Raw genomic sequence first — 18,152 nt, 5'->3', positions numbered from 1 at the left:
CACAAGGCGGCTTTTTGCTGATCTGGCGTCCCCACGGGGATTCGAACCCCGGTACTCACCGTGAAAGGGTGATGTCCTAGGCCTCTAGACGATGGGGACAAAAACTGTCCGTACTGGCCTTTGGAAATGTCTGTTGGCGTCCCCACGGGGATTCGAACCCCGGTACTCACCGTGAAAGGGTGATGTCCTAGGCCTCTAGACGATGGGGACATTTCCAAGGCGCGTATTATGGCAGCGGCCTTCTCCGAACGCAATAGCAAACCCTTGTTTTTGCTGAAAAATCACAGCAAGATTGGCAGCACTACAACGTTGCCCCGCTCGGGCCGGTGCTATCATGAACGCATGACGATTGTTTGATTCCTTGCTCCCTCCTCCGCCCCGTTGCCGGCTTGCGCGCGGCATGGCGCGGTTCGTCCCCACCAACACAAGGAATCGTCATGCACACTACTCTGCTCGTTGCGGGCGCATCCGGCCATCTGGGCCGGCTGGTTCTGCAGCACCTGCGCCGGCTCGGCGCACACCACCTCATCGCCACCACCCGCACACCGTCCAGTGGGCAACGTTACGCCGACTTCGATAACGCCGACAGCCTGCCAGCCGCCTTTGCCGGCGCGCAGCGCATGCTGCTGATCAGCACCGCCCTCGGCTACGCCGGCCCGCGCCGCGTGGCACAACACCGCAACGCCATCGACGCCGCCGTACGTGCCGGCGTAAAAAGCATCGTCTACACCTCGCTGCTCGGCGCCGTCAACGACGACCACACGCAAACGGAAACCATGCTGCGCGACAGCGGCCTGCCCCACATCATCCTGCGCAATGCCTACTACATGGAGCCGTTACGCGACACCCTTGCCGCAGCCGCCGGCTGTGGCAAACTGGTCTCGGCCGCCACGATCGGCCGCGCCGCATACATCACCCGCGACGATTGCGCACTGGCCGCAGCGCACGCGCTGCTATTGCCGCCTGCCACGCGGCAGTTGGACATCGTCGGTCCGCAAGCGCTCAGCGGCGCCGACCTGGCGAAGATCGGCAGCGAAGCGTTCGGCAAGCCGATCGCCTTTAGCGCAGTCGGCCCAGGTGAACGCGCAGACATGTTGGCAGCGCAAGGTACGCCGCCACAACTGGCGCGCATGATCGCACACGTCGAAAAGGCGCTGGACAGCGGCATGATGGACAGCACCAGCAAGGACTACACCGCGCTCACCGGCCGGCAAGCCTGCACGCTGCGCGACTTCCTACTCCGACGTACTCGGGCTCCAGAACGCCTGACGGACGGCGGCTAGCGACTGCAACTGCATCACCAGCACGTCCAGCTCATCGCCATCGATGGACGTGCTGGCCAGCGTCGCCTCGATCTCGATCTCGTCCTGGCCGAACGAATGGAGATTGAGCGACCGCGTGGGATAGTTACCGCGCTCCAGCGCCTCCTCCAGTTGCGTCATCACCGTCTTCTGATGCGCCTTGTCGGCGATGACATACACGATGTTGGTCACCTCCACCGACTCCACATCAATCGGCTTGCGGTTGATCTGATTGACGATGGGACGCAGCAAGGTATTGGCCGCCAGCACAAACAAGGCCGCCAGCACCGCCTCCAGTATCAGATCCGCCCCCGCCGCCGCGCCCACGCACGCCGAACCCCACAACGTGGCGGCCGTATTCAGGCCGCGCACATTGCCATCCTCACGCATGATCGCGCCGGCGCCAAGAAAGCCGATGCCGGACACCACATAAGCGATCACATGCACCGCGCCCTCATGCCCTTGCAGCCGGTTGGCCATGTCGACAAACATCGCCGCTCCCACCGCCACCAGCACATTCGTCCGCAACCCGGCCGTCCGCTGCCGATACTGCCGCTCCAGACCGATCACGCCACCCAGCACAAAAGCCGCGCCCAGAGATACCAGCGTGTCCAACAGGGAATCCAGATTGATATTAGCGAGCATTTGCATAGTGAACCCACATCGCCGAAGCAGCAAAAAGCCAGAACACTACTGCGCCAAGATGACCGGCAAATGACATTGCAAGTTCCGGGCCAAACCACCGACCGTTGTCGCCCCATTGCGGACCTTAGAGCGTGCGACTAACTACCACGCTCTAGCGCTCCCAATTAGCCTTATCATTACGCCAGAAGTCAGTGAAGCCGTCGAGGCACACAAACATCGACCCGGTAATGCCGTTTTCCTGCATTTTATTTTTCAAGCTAGCACTGACGATATTGGTTGTTGGTTCGATTGAAAGTGCAAACAATGGCAACAAGACCTTATGATCAGGATTCAACCTGAGGAGAGATAACGCCTCCACGCCGCCACCAGCATCCTCATCGTAGAAATCTATGATCGAATTGTCATGATCTATCGGGTCCGCGTCATGAAGAACATTGACGATGTAATGCTTTGAACTGATCGAATTGTTGCCAGCAACGATAACTTCATGGAACTCGGCGCTTCCTATTCCACATTCCTCTACTAATAGGTTCCGTAGTCTGGTTGAGACGATATTCTTTGATCCACATTGAAAGTAGTCGGGAAGTAAGCTAGAGCTTTTTATCGAAACTCTGAGTCGTGGAAAGTCACGCCATTTCCACGTCGCAGGTGCCGGGCCATGAGCTCGCCAGTAATCCCGTGACGTGCTTGACCACTGCATCAAGAGTCCCATGTCTAGGTGCGAAATAGCCCCCTCCTCAGGAAACCAAAGAAAGTCTGTATTCCAGACGAAGAAATCATTGAGCGCGATGGCTTTCTCCCCAGCAAATCCAAATGTGCAACGTGTTATCTATCGTATGGCTGCTTGTGGCCGAATACCGAACAAAGCTCAACATTACGGCATTACGGCTTACTGATGTGCTTCTGTTTACGAGAAGCCAGATTTTCTGCGACAAATAGAGCACTCGCCTGCCCAACTCCACACAGCGTAACCCAAGTAAGCTGGGCAAAAGACCTATCAAAAAAAGTAGGGAAACTTTCATATAGTGGACCGAGCGAAAGAGAAGCCGGGAGCGTGACAAACATGAGTAAGAAGTCAGGTAACATGTGTTCGTACCCAGAGTTCAAAAGCCGAATGTCGACGTACCAGGCGTAGCCAGCCGCCAAAAGGACGACCAAGGCATAAAACCACGCGATTAGACGAAATACTTTCATGGCACCTTGACTGTGTATAGACAAATCCGGAGCTTCCGCTGTTGGCCGTACACAGTCTCAGGGCAATACCAGCCGCATCTTGGCACTGGAAAAATACTGCACCTTGGCCTGAGCTAATTCTACAGACAGCTTTTGACGCAACGCCAATCCTTCCGCGTCTAATTTATCAACCTCAGCTGAATCTGTATATAAACGAAAATGAGCTAGTTCATATCGCTTCTGCCAGGCTGAGATTTCATCGCCCAAGCCATCTGAAATTCCAATGACAGATGGCGTCAGATAACCGCCCTCAACAGCGTCCCTGACGCCAGTTCCTGAGAGACAGCCATCAACCACTAAGTAGCGTGCTTTGTTAGGCATATCTATGTATTCATGAACGTCTGCAACTGGCCGACTGCGACCTAAGCAGGTGATTATCATTTTTTTCGGACAGTCGCTCAACCAGTGTGTCCAGTGCCACGCCATCCTCGTCGTCATACGCAAGTGCACGAAGATTTGTCCCGTCTTCGAGAATTCCATACCGAAACGCTTTAACCTTCGCTCGCTTCCTACCGTCCTTGAGGACTATCGGAACCCACTCAATCGAACCAGGTTTCATGTGCACCAGAATCGGCTGATTACTTACCGGGAAATGCGTTCCGCCCCATTCTCCAATTCGAGTATCGAACTTGTGTGCTCCCAACGGTATCTCGCCAAGTAGGACTTTGTTCACCACGTATTCGGTATGGTCGCAACCGCCATCGTTTGAAACGCATACTTGGTTGCGCCCATCTGAATTGATGCGCTCCTTCCCCTCACAAAGGTCAGGACAGAATTGGCCCCCGCGAGGCTCTAGTGTGACGCGCTGCACCGTCGCGATGAATAGCGATTCCTGAGCCTGCGCAGCAGTAATAGCCCATCCCCAAGACAATACGCACAACAGAATTTTTATCGATTTAAAAATCTGTTTACTCAAGGGCATACTCCTTTACCCCCAGAAACAGGCCCAGGGATCAGCGTCAACTTCAGCAATGACTTCTTCAATTGAACGTACCGTTGGCAACGGCTCATAACTGTGCCACTTCAAGTCGCTGCGCTGCCAATACAATCGCCAAACGCCACGCGTTCTAACAAATGTCGCTTTCGCAACAGCAATTTCATGCGTTTCCCCGTTTCCTTGCCAAAAATTTCGACGCTATGCCCTGTAATCCTGAAATCAAGATCGACATCTTGTCGGACGTGGACGGGCGGACGACGCCTTGCGACAAAGGATCCGACCGCGTTTTCAATCTTCTTTTTTTCCAGATCGTTGAGCACGATAACTCATCACATAAAAATGTCTTTCAGCGGTGCGCAGCGCTGCTAGCTTAACATTTTGTCTAAAAAGAAAATACGCGAATTATCACAGCGGGAGGAAGAGTGTGGGAGGTGCAGAAAGCAAAAAAGCCGCTTTATGGCGGCTTGATCATTTATGCTATTTGGCGTCCCCACGGGGATTCGAACCCCGGTACTCACCGTGAAAGGGTGATGTCCTAGGCCTCTAGACGATGGGGACCTTGGAACTTCTCGACAGTGCCTTCTACGCTGTTGGTGGAGGTAAGCGGGATCGAACCGCTGACCTCTTGCATGCCATGCAAGCGCTCTCCCAGCTGAGCTATACCCCCCGGGCACAGAAAACAGTTACTACTACCGACCAGCCTTGGCGAAGCTGGCGTCCCCACGGGGATTCGAACCCCGGTACTCACCGTGAAAGGGTGATGTCCTAGGCCTCTAGACGATGGGGACCTTGGCACTACCGTACTACAACCTCTGCAAACTGGTGGAGGTAAGCGGGATCGAACCGCTGACCTCTTGCATGCCATGCAAGCGCTCTCCCAGCTGAGCTATACCCCCGTTTGCGCGAGAGACAAGAGTATAGCAGAGGCGCCGTATTATGCAAATACCCTTTTGCAACTTTGCCCCTGCTTCAATGAAAAATTTAGAGGAACTTGGCCAGACGCGCGACCACGGTATCGCGGCCGAAGATTTCCAGCACCGCGTCAATCGCCGGAGTCTGCAGCTGGCCGGTAATAAACAGACGCAGCGGCATGGCGATCTGCGGCATCTTCAAACCATGCGCGGCCAGCACTTCCTTGATCATCGCAGCAATCGCGGCCTTGTTCCACTCGACCGTCTTGCAACGCTCGGCGAAATCGGCCAGCGCCGGTTTGACGGCGTCGGTCACATGCTGGGTCAGCAGCGCGGCGTCCGGCTGCGGCTCGCGGTAGAACAGCATGGCGGCGTCGGCCAGTTCGTTGACGGTGTTGGCGCGCTCTTTCAGCAGGCCCAGCACCACCGGCAGCGCCGGCGCGCCGTCGAACACGGCGCCGTTGGCCAGCATGCGCGGCTTGGCCAGTTCGGCCAGGCGCTGGTTGTCCGACTGCTTAATATAGTGGTTGTTCAGCCAGTTCAGTTTTTCGATGTTGAACTGCGCAGCCGAGTTCGACAGGTGCGAGCCGTCGAACCACTGGCATACCTGCTCCATCGAGAATACCTCGTCGTCGCCGTGGCTCCAGCCCAGGCGTGCCAGGTAGTTCAGGATGGCTTCCGGCAGATAGCCTTCGGCCGGGTATTGCATGACGTTGACCGCGTCCTTGCGCTTGGACATCTTGGCGCCGTCCGAACCGAGGATCATCGGCAGGTGGCCGTATTCCGGCAGCGGTGCGCCAATCGCGCGCAGGATGTTGATCTGGCGTGGCGTGTTGTTGACGTGGTCGTCGCCGCGCAGCACGTGGCTGATCTGCATGTCGAGGTCGTCGATGGCCACGCAGAAGTTGTAGGTCGGTGTGCCGTCCGGGCGGGCGATCACCAGGTCGTCCAGTTCTTTATTGGCGATGGTGATGGTGCCCTTGACGAAGTCGTTCCAGGTGACTTCGCCATCCAGCGGGTTCTTGAAGCGCACCACCGGCTTGCGGCCTTCCGGAATCGCCGGCAGCACCTTGCCCGGTTCCGGACGCCAGGTGCCGTCGTAGCGCGGCTTGAGGCCGGCGGCGGTGGCGCGGTCGCGCATCGCCTGCACTTCTTCCGGCGACGAGTAGCAGTGGTAGGCGGTGCCGGCGTCCAGCATCTGCGCAACCACTTCGCGGTAGCGGTCCATGCGCTGCATCTGGTAGAACGGGCCTTCGTCGTGATTCAGGCCCAGCCAGGCCATGCCTTCGATAATCGCCTGCACGGCTTCCGGGGTCGAACGTTCCAGGTCGGTGTCTTCGATGCGCAGCACGAAGGTGCCGCCGAAGTGACGGGCGAATGCCCACGAATACAGCGCCGTGCGGGCGCCGCCGAGGTGGAGGTAGCCGGTCGGGCTGGGGGCGAAACGGGTGCGGACTGGCTTGGCTGGTGCGTTGGTCATCGAAGTAATAAAGCTGAGATATAAAAGCAGCTATTTTACCGCGTCGGCGGCGGCCTGGCGCTCAAAGCTGGCGTGGTACTCCGGGTGGGCGTCGGCGCGGGTGTTCATTTCAAACAGCAGGCCGCCCGGCGCCTCGCAGAAAAAGCGGGTGCCGCGCTGGTGGTGGAACACATCGGTTTTCATGGCGACGCCCTGCGCTTTCAGGCGTTGGTGCAGCTGATGCACGTCGTCCACGCCGGGCAGCTCGAAGCCGAGGTGGAAGTTATGCGGCCACACCACGGTGTGATCCTTGGCCTCGATGACGATGTCGAAGCCGGCGCGCTTGAGCATCGCGGCCGAGGGGCCGATGAATTCCTGCGTGCAGCCGAGATGGCGCACGAAGAAGTCGGCGGTGGCGGGAACGTCGCTCGATGGGAAGCTGAGATGGTTGAATTTCATGCTGTTTCTCCTGTTGGTGAAGCCAACAGAATACGGACCGCGCGCCCTCCTCTCAACTCGCTTTCCGGCCACGGAAAAGTCTTTGCGCTCAAGGACTTGGCGCGAGCGCGGCCGGTTTGCTCACATTTACCAGCCGCTGAAGCGCTGCCACACCGTCCAGTCGCCGCCGTTTTGCGGGATCACGTGATACTGGCCGTGCTGCGCGCCGGTGGCGCAGGCGTGGTTGGGCAGCACGCGCAGGCTGCGGCCGACCGGGAAGACTTGGGTGATGTCGCCCTCGCCCGTCCATTGCAGCACGCCGTGCTCCTGGTTGGCCTTGCCGAAGCTGAGGCCGGGAATCGGCTGGCCGTCGATGTCGCAGACCTGGCCGTAGCCGTGGCCCTGGTGGCCGAGGTCGCGGCTCATGGCCATCCAGCCGCCGTCGGTGATGACCCAGCCTTTGTCCTGCTGGTGGCCGATGACGGTGCACAGCACGCTGATGGCGATGTCGTCCAGCGTGCAGACGCCGACGTCGGCCATCACCAGGTCGAAGAACACATACACGCCGGCGCGCACTTCCGTCACGCCCTGCAGATGGCGGGCGCTGAGCGCGGTCGGCGTGGAGCCGACGCTGACGACCTCGCACGCGTGGCCGGCGGCGCGCAGGCGTTCAGCGGCGGCGACGCAGCGCGAACGTTCCTGCTCGGCCATCTGCGCCAGCGCCTCAGGCGTGTTGAGGTCGTAGGAAGCGCCGGCGTGGGTCATCACGCCCTTGAGGCGGGCCCCGCCTTGCAATGCGGCGGCGATCTCCAGCAGCGCCGGGGCATCGGGCTTGACGCCGGAGCGGTGGCCGTCCGTGTCGATTTCAATCAGCGCCGGGTAGCAGACGCCATTGGCGGCGCCGTGCGCGGCCAGTTGCCGCGCCATCGCCACCGATTCCACCAGCAGCGTCAGGCGTGCGCCATCACGCATCAGCTTGAGCGCGTGGTCCAGCTTGTTGGGCACGATGGCGACCGCGTACAAAATATCGTCCACGCCGGCGCGGAAAAACTCCTCCGCCTCCTTCAGCGTCGATACGGTGATGCCATGCGCACCGGCCGCCAACTGCCGCCGCGCCACTTCCAGGCACTTGCTGGTCTTGACGTGCGGCCGGAACGACACGCCCAGGTTATCCATGCGTCGCTGCATGCGCTCGATATTCCGCGCCATGCGCGCCTCGTCCAGCAACAAGGCCGGTGTTTCCATCAGGTTGACCATGTTGGCTCCTCATTTAGATCTATACATTTTATCCAATTTCAGACCAAAAATCCAAATCATTTCCGAAAAATGGAATCCGCTGGCTGATTGCCAGCTCGATAATGATGTCTCCATCATCACCTGTAAGGAAATATCATGGCTAAAACTTCAGCAAAGCCCACCCCGCCCACGCCTCGCGACGCTGCGCGCGTGCAGTCGGCGGTCGCCCGGCAGAACGGTGGCGTCGTTCCCAAGGGGAACTATGCCGCACGCCTGCAAAGTGCCTCGGCTCGTCATCAAAATCAGTCCAAGAGAAAATGATAGCGCGTGCATAACCGCTCGATTTCGCCGTCATCTATTAGACAGGCGGGCCATGGGACGTCACCAAACTCGGTCCCCCTGGCCTGCAAGCGCTGCAGGTTCCGCTTCCACCATGCAACGTAACCCGGTGTGCAATCGGTCAGCCCCTTTGCTTTGCGCAGCGGGCTCCATAGATGCGCTGCTACCAGCATCGGCAATGGAGCGGCTGGGCGCACACCGGCTGTATCGGGGGGCAGCGCCTGCCGCCACAGCCGCAACAAGTCGAACACCCTGAAGCGTGTTGTTTCATCGCGCCAGCTAACGATGACTGATTCACTTTCCCCACTCCATGCCGCCATTTCCTTAACGCGTGGCAGTTGCTGTGGCATGCGGCCGTATTTATACCCATAGACCAGAACCGCGAGGAAATCAAACAGGCGGGACATCGATTTCTCGAACACCCGGTTGCCGGGCTTGCGCCCCCGTCGCAGCATCTGGCCGGAATTGCGGTCAATTTCAATGTCCATTGCAAGGCGGGGCATTGCCAGTGTGAACAGGGGATATGGCTTCAGTCTTGCTTGGAAATAGAACGCATTGAACTCCACGTCCCAACACGAAAAGACATGCAACATCATATGCTCAGCAAGCATGCGCGCCTCCCGGTGCAAGGCATCGATGTCTTCCGCTTCCCGCAACCGCGACGCGATGGCGTCATCCGCCTCTTGATCTGGCTCGTCCGCGCAAAAGCTTCGCAGCCAGTCCAGCGCGTTGAGCAGTTCGCTTCGAGAGGCTTCAACATCGCCCAGCCTCGCCGCCTCCAGCAAGGCATTGCAGTATTGGTCGAAGCGGACGGCAAGGGCCAGTGTCTCCGTGTAGTCGCCCGGGCTAAACCAGTAGATCAGATCGGCGGTCGGCAGCGCGATGGCGGAATGGCGGGACGGAGCGCCAGCAACGATCGCATCGGCCTCTTCTGCGGAGTATCCGCCGGCGGCCTGCAATTTCTTCGACAGACGGGCGCTACTCTCATCGCGCATGCGGTTGATTTCATTCGCGGACAAGCGCATGCCCTTGCCAAGCCAGCTTCTCCAGGTTCTTTCCGTGACGCTTGTGCCATCGGCCAGCAGCACCGGCAATTTTTTGCCGTGCAAACGCTCAAGAATCAGGACGGCGAACAGATTGAACATATCGCTTCCAGATAACCAAAGCAGGCGGCGCGGACGCGGCGGGCCAGGTCGGGGGCGTCGGTTTCGCCGCGCTGGCCGGCGGCGTCGATCATGGCGCGGATGATGGCCAGCAGGTCGGCGGCGGCCAGGGCGCGGCGGGCGGGATCGCTCAGGTGGGCGGGGATGTCGGGCTTGTCGAGCAGGATCAGCAACAGCTCGGCGAAGCTGTGGGCGCCGTCTTTGGCGGCGCGGATGTCGGGGCGTTCTTCTTCCTGGTCCAGCAGGCGGGCAAGGTGGGGCCGCGTCAGTTGCTGGCGGGCGGCGGCGTCGATGAACGCGGTCAGGGCGTCGCGCCACGCGGGTAGCGCGGCGGCTGCTTCGGCTTCGGCGTGGGCCTTGGCTTCCTCGCGCAGCAACAGCGCCAGCGTCAGGGCGTCTTTGCTGGGGAAATATTGGTAGAGCGTGCCGATGCTGGCGCCGGCGCGGCGGGCGATGGCGTTGGTGTTGAAGCCGGCCAGGCCTTCTTCCTCCAGCACCAGGGCGGCGGCTTCCAGGATCGCGTCCACCGTGTGGGCAGCGCGGCGCTGGCGCGGGGCTTTGCGCGGGGTGAGCGCGTTGGACATGGCGATCGGCGCTCCTGTGGCCGTTGATCCGTCATTCCGGCGCAGGCCGGAATCCATGCTGAGCGTGCGTCATCTTAACGCATGCGTTCTATGGGTTCCGGCCTGCGCCGGAACGACGGCGGGGCGGTTAGTCGTTTTTGACGACGATGGTCGGGAACTTGCTGGTCATGTCCTTGGCTTTCTCGGACACCTGCACCGCCACCTTGCGCGCGATCGCCTTGTAGATCTCGGCCACCTTGCCGTCCGGATCAGCCACCACGGTCGGCTTGCCGGCGTCGGCCTGCTCGCGAATCGCCATGGTCAGCGGCAGCGCGCCGAGGAAATCAACGCCGAAGTCCTTGCACATCTTTTCGCCGCCGCCATGGCCGAAGATCTCTTCCGCATGGCCGCAGTTGGTGCAGATGTGTACGCTCATGTTCTCGACCACGCCCAGGATCGGGATGCCGACTTTTTCGAACATCTTCAGGCCCTTGCGCGCGTCCAGCAGCGCGATGTCTTGCGGCGTGGTGACGATCACGGCGCCGGTCACCGGCACTTTTTGCGACAGCGTCAGCTGGATGTCGCCGGTGCCCGGCGGCATGTCGACGATCAGGTAGTCCAGGTCGCGCCAGTTGGTCTGCTCCAGCAGTTGCTGCAGCGCCTGCGTGACCATCGGGCCGCGCCACACCATCGGCTCGTCCGGGTCGATCAGGAAGCCGATCGACGATACCTGCACGCCATAGTTCTCCAGCGGCTCCATCGATTTGCCGTCGCGGGTTTCCGGACGGCCTTTCACGCCCAGCATCATCGGCTGCGATGGGCCGTAGATGTCGGCGTCCAGCAGGCCGACCGAGGCGCCCTCGGCGGCCAGCGCCAGCGCCAGGTTGACGGCGGTAGTCGACTTGCCCACGCCGCCCTTGCCCGAGGCCACGGCGATGATGTTTTTGACATTGGTCATCGGCTTCAGGCCGCGCTGCACGGTGTGCGCGATGACCTTGCTGAACACGCTAACGCTGATGTTGCCCACGCCCGGCAGGGTTTTCAGGCCGGCGATCACGCTGCCGCGGATGGCGTCGATCTGGCTTTTGGCCGGGTAGCCCAGTTCGATGTCCAGCGAAATATCACCGCCATCGACCTTCAAATTCTTGACGGCCTTGCCGGATACAAAATCTTTCGTTGTGTTTGGATCAACGATTTTGGACAGGGCGGCCTTGACGTCTTCTACTGCAATGCTCATGTAACTCTCCGTTAAATATGCCGCCATTCTAGCGCAACCTGCGCAAGTGCCGCATCCGCTGTTAAAATGACCCCTTTCCATCCACAAAGCGCAACAAACCATGACCCGCAAGCTGTTCGTCACCACTGCCCTGCCCTACGCTAACGCCGCCTTCCATATTGGCCACATGATGGAGTACATCCAGGCCGACATCTGGGTCCGTTTCCAGCGAATGCAGCGCGACGGCGACGCCCCGCGCGAGGTGCACTTTGTGGGCGCCGACGACACCCACGGCACGCCGATCATGATCGCCGCCGAGAAGGAAGGCATCACGCCGCAGGAGTTCGTGGCCAAGATCGCCGCCGGCCGCGCCCAGTACCTGGACGGCTTCCACATCGCCTTCGATAACTGGTACTCGACCGACTCGCCGGAAAACGTCGAGCTGTCGCAAGGCATCTACCGCAAGCTGCGCGATGCCGGCCTGATCCAGACCAAGACCGTCGACCGCTTCTACGATCCGGTCAAGGGCATGTTCCTGGCCGACCGCAACATCAAGGGCGAGTGCCCGAACTGCCACGCCAAGGACCAGTACGGCGACAACTGCGAGGTGTGCGGCTCGGCCTACCAGCCGACCGACCTGATCAACCCATACTCGGTGTTCACCAATGCCACGCCCGTGCTCAAGCCGTCGGAGCAGTATTTCTTCAAGCTGTCCGATCCGCGCTGCTACAACTTCCTCAAGGAGTGGCTGAACACGCCGGGCCGCTTGCAGCCGGAAATGGTCAACAAGGTGTCCGAATGGCTGGGCGAAGCCGGCGAAAAGCTGGCCGACTGGGATATCTCGCGCGACGCGCCCTACTTCGGCATCCCGATTCCGGACGCGCCGGGCAAGTACTTCTACGTCTGGCTGGACGCGCCGGTCGGCTACCTGGCCTCGCTGAAGAACTACTTCGGCAAGAAAGGCTGGGACTACGAAGCCTTCCTGAAAGATCCGTCGACCGAGCAGATCCACTTCATCGGCAAGGACATCGTCTCCTTCCACCTGCTGTTCTGGCCGGCCATGCTGAAGTTCGCCGACCACCCGACCATCGAGCGCATGCGCGTGGCGGTGCACGGCCACCTGACCGTCAACAACGAAAAAATGTCCAAATCGCGCGGCACCGGCATCTCGCCGCTGCGCTACCTGAACCTGGGCATGAATCCGGAATGGCTGCGCTACTACATCGCCTTCAAGCTCAACGCCAAGGTGGAAGACCTGGACTTCACCGGCGAGGACTTCGTGGCGCGCGTCAACTCGGACCTGATCGGCAAGTACGTCAACATCGCCTCGCGCTGCGCCGGCTTCATCGCCAAGAAGTTTGACGGCAAGCTGGCCACCAGCCTGTCCAACAACGCGCAGGAGTGGATCAAGCGCGCGCTGGTGACGCCGGAAGGCGTGGAGCGCCAGGCCACCATCGCCGCCAACTACGAGGCGCGCGAGTTCGGCAAGGCGCTGCGCGAGATCATGGAAATCGCCGACTTCGCCAACCAGTACGTGGACGAGAACAAGCCCTGGATCCTGGCCAAGGACGAGGCCAAGCTGGCCGAGCTGCACGATGTCTGCACCACCGCGCTGATCCTGTTCCGCCAGTTGTCGATCCTGCTGTCGCCGGTGCTGCCGGGCGTGGCCGCCAACGTGGCTAAGTTCCTCAACGACGACAAGTTCGACTGGGCACAGACCGACGTCGCCAGCGGCGCCGTCTGGAACGCCATGCTGGGCCGCACCATCGGCGCCTATGATCACCTGATGAAGCGCGTCGAGCCGAAGATGATCGAGGACCTGTTCGACAATCCGCAGGCGGCCGCCGCGCAAGCGGCCGCCCCGGCTGTCAAGGCCGAGAAGCCGGCCAAGGCCAAGGCCGCGCCGGCCGTGGCGGTGACCGAGACCGGCATCGAAGTGATGGCGCCGGAAATCACCGTGGACGACTTCTTCAAGGTCGACCTGCGCATCGCCAAAATCGTCAACTGCGAACACGTGGACGGCTCGGACAAGCTGTTGCGCCTGACGCTGGACGCCGGCGAGGGCCGCCACCGCAATGTCTTCTCGGGCATCAAGTCGATGTACCAGCCGGAAGACCTGATCGGCAAGCTGACCGTGCTGGTGGCCAACCTGGCGCCGCGCAAGATGAAGTTTGGCGTGTCGGAAGGCATGGTCATGGCCGCCTCGGCCGCCGACGAGAAAGCCAACCCAGGCATCTACATCCTCAACCCGTGGCCGGGCGCCGAGCCAGGCATGCGTATCCGCTAAGGACCAGGCATGAACCTGCGGGTGCGCGAAGCCACAGCGGACGATGCCAGACTGATCGCCGAGCTCACGCGCGCCGCGTGGGCCGGCAAGGTCAGCGTCACCTCCAGCGGCCACCGCGAAACCGCCGTCATCGTTGCAGAGCACCTGCGCGATGGCGGCGGTTTTGTTTTGGAGGTCGACAACCAGGCGGTCGGCTCGGTGCGCTGGCTGCCGCTGGAGGCGGAACAGGATGTGTGGGAGGTGTGCCGCATGGGCGTGCTGCCGGGTCATCGCGGCAGCAACCTGTCGCAGCATCTGCTGGAGGCGGTCATCCATCATGGCCTGACGTCCGGCGTGCAGGAGGTGCGGCTGGCGGTGCGCGCCGATCAGCCCAAGCTGATCGATTTCTATGCCGCCTACGCGTTCGAGCTGGCGGAGGAACTGGAGTATTCACACGCCAATCCGCTGGAACCGCCGCCGATGGTGATGCGACGGCTGCTGCGGCACTGACACGCTTACGGGTCCCGGTCCTACGCCGCCATCACTGGCCGCGTGAAAGAATGGCTGCTCACTCACATCGTTTTAGAGGAGCAGCCATGAATACTCGACTGATCGCACTTTTTGCCGCAGCCTGCCTGAGCGCCGCGGCAACGGCTCAGACCACCGGCACCGGTACTGGTACGGGCACCGGAACTGGCACCGGAACTGGCCAAACCGGCCAAACGGGCCAGAACGGTCAAACCGGCCAGACCGGGACTGGCACTGGCACTGGCACCGGCAGCGGCATGCAAAGCACCACCAATTCGCAAAACCGTTCGCAGGGCTCGGCCGATCCGCAACGTCAGAACAATGGCCAGAACAACCGCGCCGACCGCAACAGCAACAGCAACAATAACAACATCGACTGCCTGGATACCGACACCAGCCGTACGCGCAGCACGGCCACCGCCGGCACCACGCGCAACGGCAGCAACGTCAACTGCGACAACACCGGCACGCGCCGCAACACCACGCCAGGCCAGGTGCGCTAACCGGCAGAGCGCCTGCCGTCCGACTTGGGCACGGGATGTGCTCCTACGCGCAATCCGAACTCAGCATGCAACAATGGTTGCTCTCACAGGAGGCCCACGATGAATAGCAAACTCGTAGCATGCATGCTGGCATGCTGTCTGGGCACGGCAGCCTATGCCCAGCAAACCTCGCCCGATCCCGCCGTGAAAACCGGCGACGGCAAGACGGCGCAAGCAAAGAAAACGGCCGCGTCCGACTGCAACAACATGCAGGGCGGCGTGGACGCCAGCGGCGGCGAGAGCGTGGAACAGCACAGCAAGTCCGCCAAGGCCAGCGCCAATCACAACTGCGGCAAGCACAACGGCAAGGCCTCCACGCCGGAAGCCGCGCCCACCACCGCCAATCCCAACAAGGACCCCGTCCTCAAATAAGGAGTTGAACATGAACAGCAAACTGATCGCGATGATAGCGGCCGCCTGCCTGAGCACGGCAGCCATGGCCCAGACCTCGGGCACCAGCAACACCGGCACGCCGACCCAGGGCCAAAGCAACGCCACCAGCGGCGAGCAGAACGCCACCACCATGCAGAACAACACCAACACGCAGAACACCGCGCCGGCCAAAACGTCCAAAGACCGCAAGCATGCGAAGAACAAAAACCAGGCTGACTGCAACGCCGCGCATACCGACGGCAACGCCACCGCGCCATCGCACGCGCCGTGCGAAGAGCAGAACGTCCGCTCCAAGCGCTAAGCCAGCGCGATGACGACGCTCACAGTGCCAGCGTGAGCGGCGCCGCGCCCGTGCCGGCGCGCGGCACAGTGGAGCACAACAGCACCTGGCCGGACGCCGGCTGGGTGCCGCAACTGCGCGTGTAACTGACGTCGCCGCCTTGCAGGCCGACGGCGCACGCGCCGCACAGGCCCGAGCGGCAGCCCGACGGCGCCTCGATGCCATGGGCCTCGGCCAGCTCCAGCAGAGTGCCGTGTGTGCCATCCCAGGTCGCTTCCACTCCAGAACGCTCGAAGCGCACGGCCACCGGTTCAACTGGCGCCTGCGGCTGTGGCGCTGCTGTGGCCGCGTTGCGCCGTACACTGGACGGGCCAAACGCCTCGAAGCGGATGCGCGCGTCGGCCACGTTCAACTTGCGCAAGCCATCGTACATGGCCTGCATGAAACCGGCCGGGCCGCACAGATAAAAATCGTAGTCATCAAACGGCAGCAATTCCTTCAACGTCTGCAAATCCAGCCTGCGCTGCTGAACGTGCACGCGCAGATTGCCATGCCCGGCCGCCAGCTGTTGCAGGTGCACGGCAAACGGATGCGCCGTGTCGCGCGCGCCGTGGATGAAGTAAATCGGATGCTTGTGCCGTGTGCGGCTGCCGTTGACCAGCAAGCCATTCAGCATGGCGATCATCGGCGTGATGCCGATGCCGGCCGACAGCATCACCACCGGCCGCTGCGTGCCCTCCTCGAACGTGAAATCGCCACCCGGCCCCATCAGCTCGATCTGCGCGCCGGGCGCCAGGTGCGCGTGCAGCCATGACGACACCACGCCATCGCGCTTGACGCTGATGCGGTACTGGCGGCCATTGGGCGCGTCGGAAATCGTGTAGCTGCGGATCTGCGACGCGGCGTCGCCATCCGCCCACTCGGGCACCCGCAGCGACACGAACTGCCCCGGCACGTGCGGCGCCACGCCCAAGCCGTCCGCCGGTTGCAGATAAAAGGAGCGCACGTCCGTGCTCTCGTCGACCACGTCGGCGACGGCGAACGGGCGCCAGGTGGTGGTCAGCGCGGCGGCGGCCTGGACGCGATCGGCCTCGCTCCAATTGCCGGTGCGCGCCACTTGCGCGGCCGGTTGCGGCGCGCTCCAGCGGAACGGCAGTGCGCCGACGTTGCGCACCACTTCGCGCACATGGAAGCGCAGCAGCCGTTCGGCGCCGGCAAAGGCCTGCAACTGCGGGCCGTCCCAGATGATCTCGCCCTCCACCGCCAGGTGCAGCATGTCGCCGCGCTCGAAGTCGATGAACAGCAGGCCGGCGCGCGGATAGGCCAGCAGGTTGCCCATGGTGTTGAAGAAGAAGTTGCCGACGAATTCGGGCGACGTCAGCGTGCGCTCGTCGTCCACCCGCACAAAGCCGGGCCGGCCGCCGCGATGCGAGACGTCGACGCCACGGCCGCGCCCCGCGTCGGCCGCCATGTTGGCGCTGGCGATAAAGAAGGTGTCGGCGCGGGCGATCAGCGCGCGGTCGGCGTCGGTCAGCGTGGCAGCGCGCAGCACCCGTACGGCGCGGCCATCGGTCGGCGCGGCGCTGTGCTGGCGATGCTGGATGTACTGCGGGCAGTTGCCGAAGCTTTGCGTGACGGCGATGCGCAACGTGCCGTTGTCGGCCGCGACGATTTCGCCATTGACGCGGTTGCGGCGGCGCGTGGCCGGCGCCAGACCCAGGCCGCCGACGTGGGCACCCGGCCGCAATTGGCCGGTCAGCGGATCGCCGGGCAGCATGCCGCCGTGGATCTGCAGCGTGCGCGCGTCCGGCGTGACGATGAAGCCGGGATCGGCCGCCAGCATGGTCGCCCACGGCTGGCCGCCGGCGTCCAGCGCGCCGAGGAAGAAGAACGGCAGCTCATGGAAGAAGTCGCGGTGCTGGTCGGGCATGTGATCGCGGATGAAGGCCGCTGCGCCAGCCATCTGTTCGCGCACACCGACGCGCTCCTGAATCGCCAGTTCGGCGGCATGGAAGGGAGAGGCAGCGGCGTTCATGATCACACCTCCTCTGGTGCCAGGCCGGCTTTGGTGTCCGGCATGCCGACAAAGCCCGGCAGCGCGCGCACCTTGCCCAGCCAGGCGCGGATGTTGGGATACGGTTTGAGCGAGACGCCGCCTTCCGGCGCGTGGGCCACATAGCTGTAGGCGGCGATGTCGGCGATGGTGGCGTGCTCGCCGGCCAGCCAGTGGCGGCCTTGCAGTTCCTGCTCCATCACGTCGAACAGGCGTACGGCGATGGCTTTGGCGGCTTCGTGGTCGCGCTGGGCGTTGAACACGGTCACCAGGCGGGCGGCGGCCGGGCCGTAGGCGATCTTGCCGGCGGCGGCCGACAGCCAGCGCTGCACTTGCGCAGCGGTCAGCGGATCGCGCGGCAGCCAGCGGCCGCTGTCGTCATATTTCGACGCCAGGTAGACCAGGATGGCGTTGGAATCGGCCAGCGTCACGTCACCGTCCTGCAGCACCGGAATTTCGCCGAACGCGTTCATCGACAGGAACGGTTGCTGGCGGTGCTCGCCGGCGCCGAGGTTGACGGAGACGAAGTCATGCGGCAGGTTCAGCAGACTCAGGAACAGTTGCGCGCGGTGGGTGTGGCCGGAGAGGGGAATGCCGTACAGTTTCATGATGCGTCCTTGGTTGGTTGACAGTGAGGCCAGTATAAGGA

21 protein-coding genes and 6 tRNA genes are annotated in these 18,152 nt (G+C 62.0%); 7 read left to right on the top strand and 20 right to left on the bottom strand.

The window, feature by feature from the left end; translation table 11 throughout:
- Window positions 1–23: 23 nt before the first annotated feature.
- Window positions 24–99 (bottom strand) — tRNA-Glu (locus FHW58_RS02535).
- Window positions 100–134: 35 nt separating this feature from the next.
- Window positions 135–210, bottom strand: a tRNA-Glu gene (locus FHW58_RS02530).
- Between the two features lie 227 nt (window positions 211–437).
- Here FHW58_RS02530 and FHW58_RS02525 point away from each other — a divergent pair.
- Window positions 438–1,283, top strand: a complete 846-nt coding sequence (locus FHW58_RS02525) for an NAD(P)H-binding protein (RefSeq protein ID WP_179671501.1) — start codon at window positions 438–440, stop codon at window positions 1,281–1,283.
- On the opposite strand, the gene FHW58_RS02520 is transcribed toward FHW58_RS02525, so the two are convergent.
- From FHW58_RS02520 to FHW58_RS02460, 13 genes are all read right to left on the bottom strand, one after another.
- Window positions 1,236–1,952 (bottom strand): MgtC/SapB family protein, encoded by a 717-nt coding sequence (locus FHW58_RS02520; RefSeq protein WP_179671500.1) that lies wholly within the window; start codon window positions 1,950–1,952, stop codon window positions 1,236–1,238. The genes FHW58_RS02525 and FHW58_RS02520 overlap by 48 nt on opposite strands.
- A 145-nt stretch (window positions 1,953–2,097) precedes the next feature.
- Window positions 2,098–2,658 (bottom strand): imm11 family protein, encoded by a 561-nt coding sequence (locus FHW58_RS02515; protein ID WP_179671499.1) that lies wholly within the window; start codon window positions 2,656–2,658, stop codon window positions 2,098–2,100.
- 539 nt (window positions 2,659–3,197) lie between these two features.
- Complete coding sequence (locus FHW58_RS02510; protein ID WP_179671498.1) at window positions 3,198–3,500, bottom strand: hypothetical protein; 303 nt, start codon at window positions 3,498–3,500, stop codon at window positions 3,198–3,200.
- Between the two features lie 10 nt (window positions 3,501–3,510).
- The gene (locus FHW58_RS02505; protein WP_179671497.1) at window positions 3,511–4,095 is read right to left on the bottom strand and encodes a hypothetical protein; all 585 of its coding nucleotides are present in this window, start codon (window positions 4,093–4,095) and stop codon (window positions 3,511–3,513) included.
- A gap of 12 nt (window positions 4,096–4,107) precedes the next feature.
- Window positions 4,108–4,227: a DUF3024 domain-containing protein gene (locus tag FHW58_RS27875; protein ID WP_373996617.1), complete on the bottom strand. Its 120-nt coding sequence runs from the start codon at window positions 4,225–4,227 to the stop codon at window positions 4,108–4,110.
- Window positions 4,203–4,436 (bottom strand): hypothetical protein, encoded by a 234-nt coding sequence (locus FHW58_RS02495; RefSeq protein ID WP_179671496.1) that lies wholly within the window; start codon window positions 4,434–4,436, stop codon window positions 4,203–4,205. The genes FHW58_RS27875 and FHW58_RS02495 overlap by 25 nt, the downstream gene beginning before the upstream one ends.
- 162 nt (window positions 4,437–4,598) lie before the next feature.
- Window positions 4,599–4,674, bottom strand: a tRNA-Glu gene (locus FHW58_RS02490).
- 33 nt (window positions 4,675–4,707) lie between these two features.
- A tRNA-Ala gene (locus FHW58_RS02485) sits at window positions 4,708–4,783 on the bottom strand.
- A 45-nt stretch (window positions 4,784–4,828) separates the two neighbouring features.
- Window positions 4,829–4,904: transfer RNA gene (locus FHW58_RS02480), tRNA-Glu, on the bottom strand.
- Window positions 4,905–4,936: 32 nt separating this feature from the next.
- Window positions 4,937–5,012, bottom strand: a tRNA-Ala gene (locus FHW58_RS02475).
- An 85-nt stretch (window positions 5,013–5,097) separates the two neighbouring features.
- A complete protein-coding gene (gene gltX, locus FHW58_RS02470) occupies window positions 5,098–6,507 on the bottom strand; it encodes a glutamate--tRNA ligase (protein ID WP_179671495.1) in 1,410 nt (469 codons plus the stop codon).
- 30 nt (window positions 6,508–6,537) lie between these two features.
- The gene (locus FHW58_RS02465; protein ID WP_179671494.1) at window positions 6,538–6,945 is read right to left on the bottom strand and encodes a VOC family protein; all 408 of its coding nucleotides are present in this window, start codon (window positions 6,943–6,945) and stop codon (window positions 6,538–6,540) included.
- 126 nt (window positions 6,946–7,071) lie between these two features.
- Window positions 7,072–8,181 carry an alanine racemase gene (locus FHW58_RS02460; protein ID WP_179671493.1) on the bottom strand — a complete coding sequence of 370 codons (1,110 nt, stop codon included), beginning with the start codon at window positions 8,179–8,181 and terminating at the stop codon, window positions 7,072–7,074.
- A gap of 135 nt (window positions 8,182–8,316) precedes the next feature.
- Between FHW58_RS02460 and FHW58_RS02455 the strand changes: the two genes are divergently transcribed.
- The gene (locus FHW58_RS02455; RefSeq protein ID WP_179671492.1) at window positions 8,317–8,481 is read left to right on the top strand and encodes a hypothetical protein; all 165 of its coding nucleotides are present in this window, start codon (window positions 8,317–8,319) and stop codon (window positions 8,479–8,481) included.
- Here FHW58_RS02455 and FHW58_RS02450 read toward each other — a convergent pair.
- From FHW58_RS02450 to apbC, 3 genes are all read right to left on the bottom strand, one after another.
- Window positions 8,463–9,644 (bottom strand): hypothetical protein, encoded by a 1,182-nt coding sequence (locus FHW58_RS02450; protein ID WP_179671491.1) that lies wholly within the window; start codon window positions 9,642–9,644, stop codon window positions 8,463–8,465. The genes FHW58_RS02455 and FHW58_RS02450 overlap by 19 nt on opposite strands.
- Window positions 9,620–10,246 carry a TetR/AcrR family transcriptional regulator gene (locus FHW58_RS02445; RefSeq protein WP_179671490.1) on the bottom strand — a complete coding sequence of 209 codons (627 nt, stop codon included), beginning with the start codon at window positions 10,244–10,246 and terminating at the stop codon, window positions 9,620–9,622. The genes FHW58_RS02450 and FHW58_RS02445 overlap by 25 nt, the downstream gene beginning before the upstream one ends.
- 127 nt (window positions 10,247–10,373) lie before the next feature.
- The gene (gene apbC, locus FHW58_RS02440) at window positions 10,374–11,462 is read right to left on the bottom strand and encodes an iron-sulfur cluster carrier protein ApbC (protein ID WP_179671489.1); all 1,089 of its coding nucleotides are present in this window, start codon (window positions 11,460–11,462) and stop codon (window positions 10,374–10,376) included.
- A gap of 100 nt (window positions 11,463–11,562) precedes the next feature.
- On the opposite strand from apbC, the gene metG reads away from it, so the two are divergent.
- The 5 genes from metG (at window position 11,563) to FHW58_RS02415 (ending at window position 15,471) form a co-directional block, all read left to right on the top strand.
- On the top strand, window positions 11,563–13,728 hold the full coding sequence (gene metG, locus FHW58_RS02435; protein ID WP_179671488.1) for a methionine--tRNA ligase: 2,166 nt from the start codon (window positions 11,563–11,565) through the stop codon (window positions 13,726–13,728).
- A 9-nt stretch (window positions 13,729–13,737) separates the two neighbouring features.
- Window positions 13,738–14,217, top strand: coding sequence for a GNAT family N-acetyltransferase (locus tag FHW58_RS02430; protein ID WP_179671487.1), 480 nt, complete (start codon window positions 13,738–13,740; stop codon window positions 14,215–14,217).
- A gap of 275 nt (window positions 14,218–14,492) precedes the next feature.
- Complete coding sequence (locus FHW58_RS02425; RefSeq protein ID WP_179671486.1) at window positions 14,493–14,738, top strand: hypothetical protein; 246 nt, start codon at window positions 14,493–14,495, stop codon at window positions 14,736–14,738.
- A gap of 99 nt (window positions 14,739–14,837) precedes the next feature.
- Window positions 14,838–15,149, top strand: a complete 312-nt coding sequence (locus FHW58_RS02420; protein ID WP_179671485.1) for a hypothetical protein — start codon at window positions 14,838–14,840, stop codon at window positions 15,147–15,149.
- Between the two features lie 10 nt (window positions 15,150–15,159).
- Window positions 15,160–15,471, top strand: a complete 312-nt coding sequence (locus FHW58_RS02415) for a hypothetical protein (protein ID WP_179671484.1) — start codon at window positions 15,160–15,162, stop codon at window positions 15,469–15,471.
- Window positions 15,472–15,490: 19 nt separating this feature from the next.
- Here FHW58_RS02415 and FHW58_RS02410 read toward each other — a convergent pair whose 3' ends face one another.
- Window positions 15,491–17,485 carry a pyridoxamine 5'-phosphate oxidase family protein gene (locus FHW58_RS02410; protein ID WP_179671483.1) on the bottom strand — a complete coding sequence of 665 codons (1,995 nt, stop codon included), beginning with the start codon at window positions 17,483–17,485 and terminating at the stop codon, window positions 15,491–15,493.
- 2 nt (window positions 17,486–17,487) lie between these two features.
- Complete coding sequence (locus tag FHW58_RS02405; protein WP_179671482.1) at window positions 17,488–18,111, bottom strand: glutathione S-transferase family protein; 624 nt, start codon at window positions 18,109–18,111, stop codon at window positions 17,488–17,490.
- Between the last annotated feature and the right edge of the window lie 41 nt (window positions 18,112–18,152).

It is taken from the genome of Duganella sp. 1224, from assembly GCF_013408245.1.
Taxonomy (GTDB): Bacteria; Pseudomonadota; Gammaproteobacteria; order Burkholderiales; family Burkholderiaceae_D; genus Rugamonas.
The sequence above is the reverse complement of the archived record's forward strand: the minus strand, read 5'-3'. Positions and strand labels throughout refer to the sequence as shown.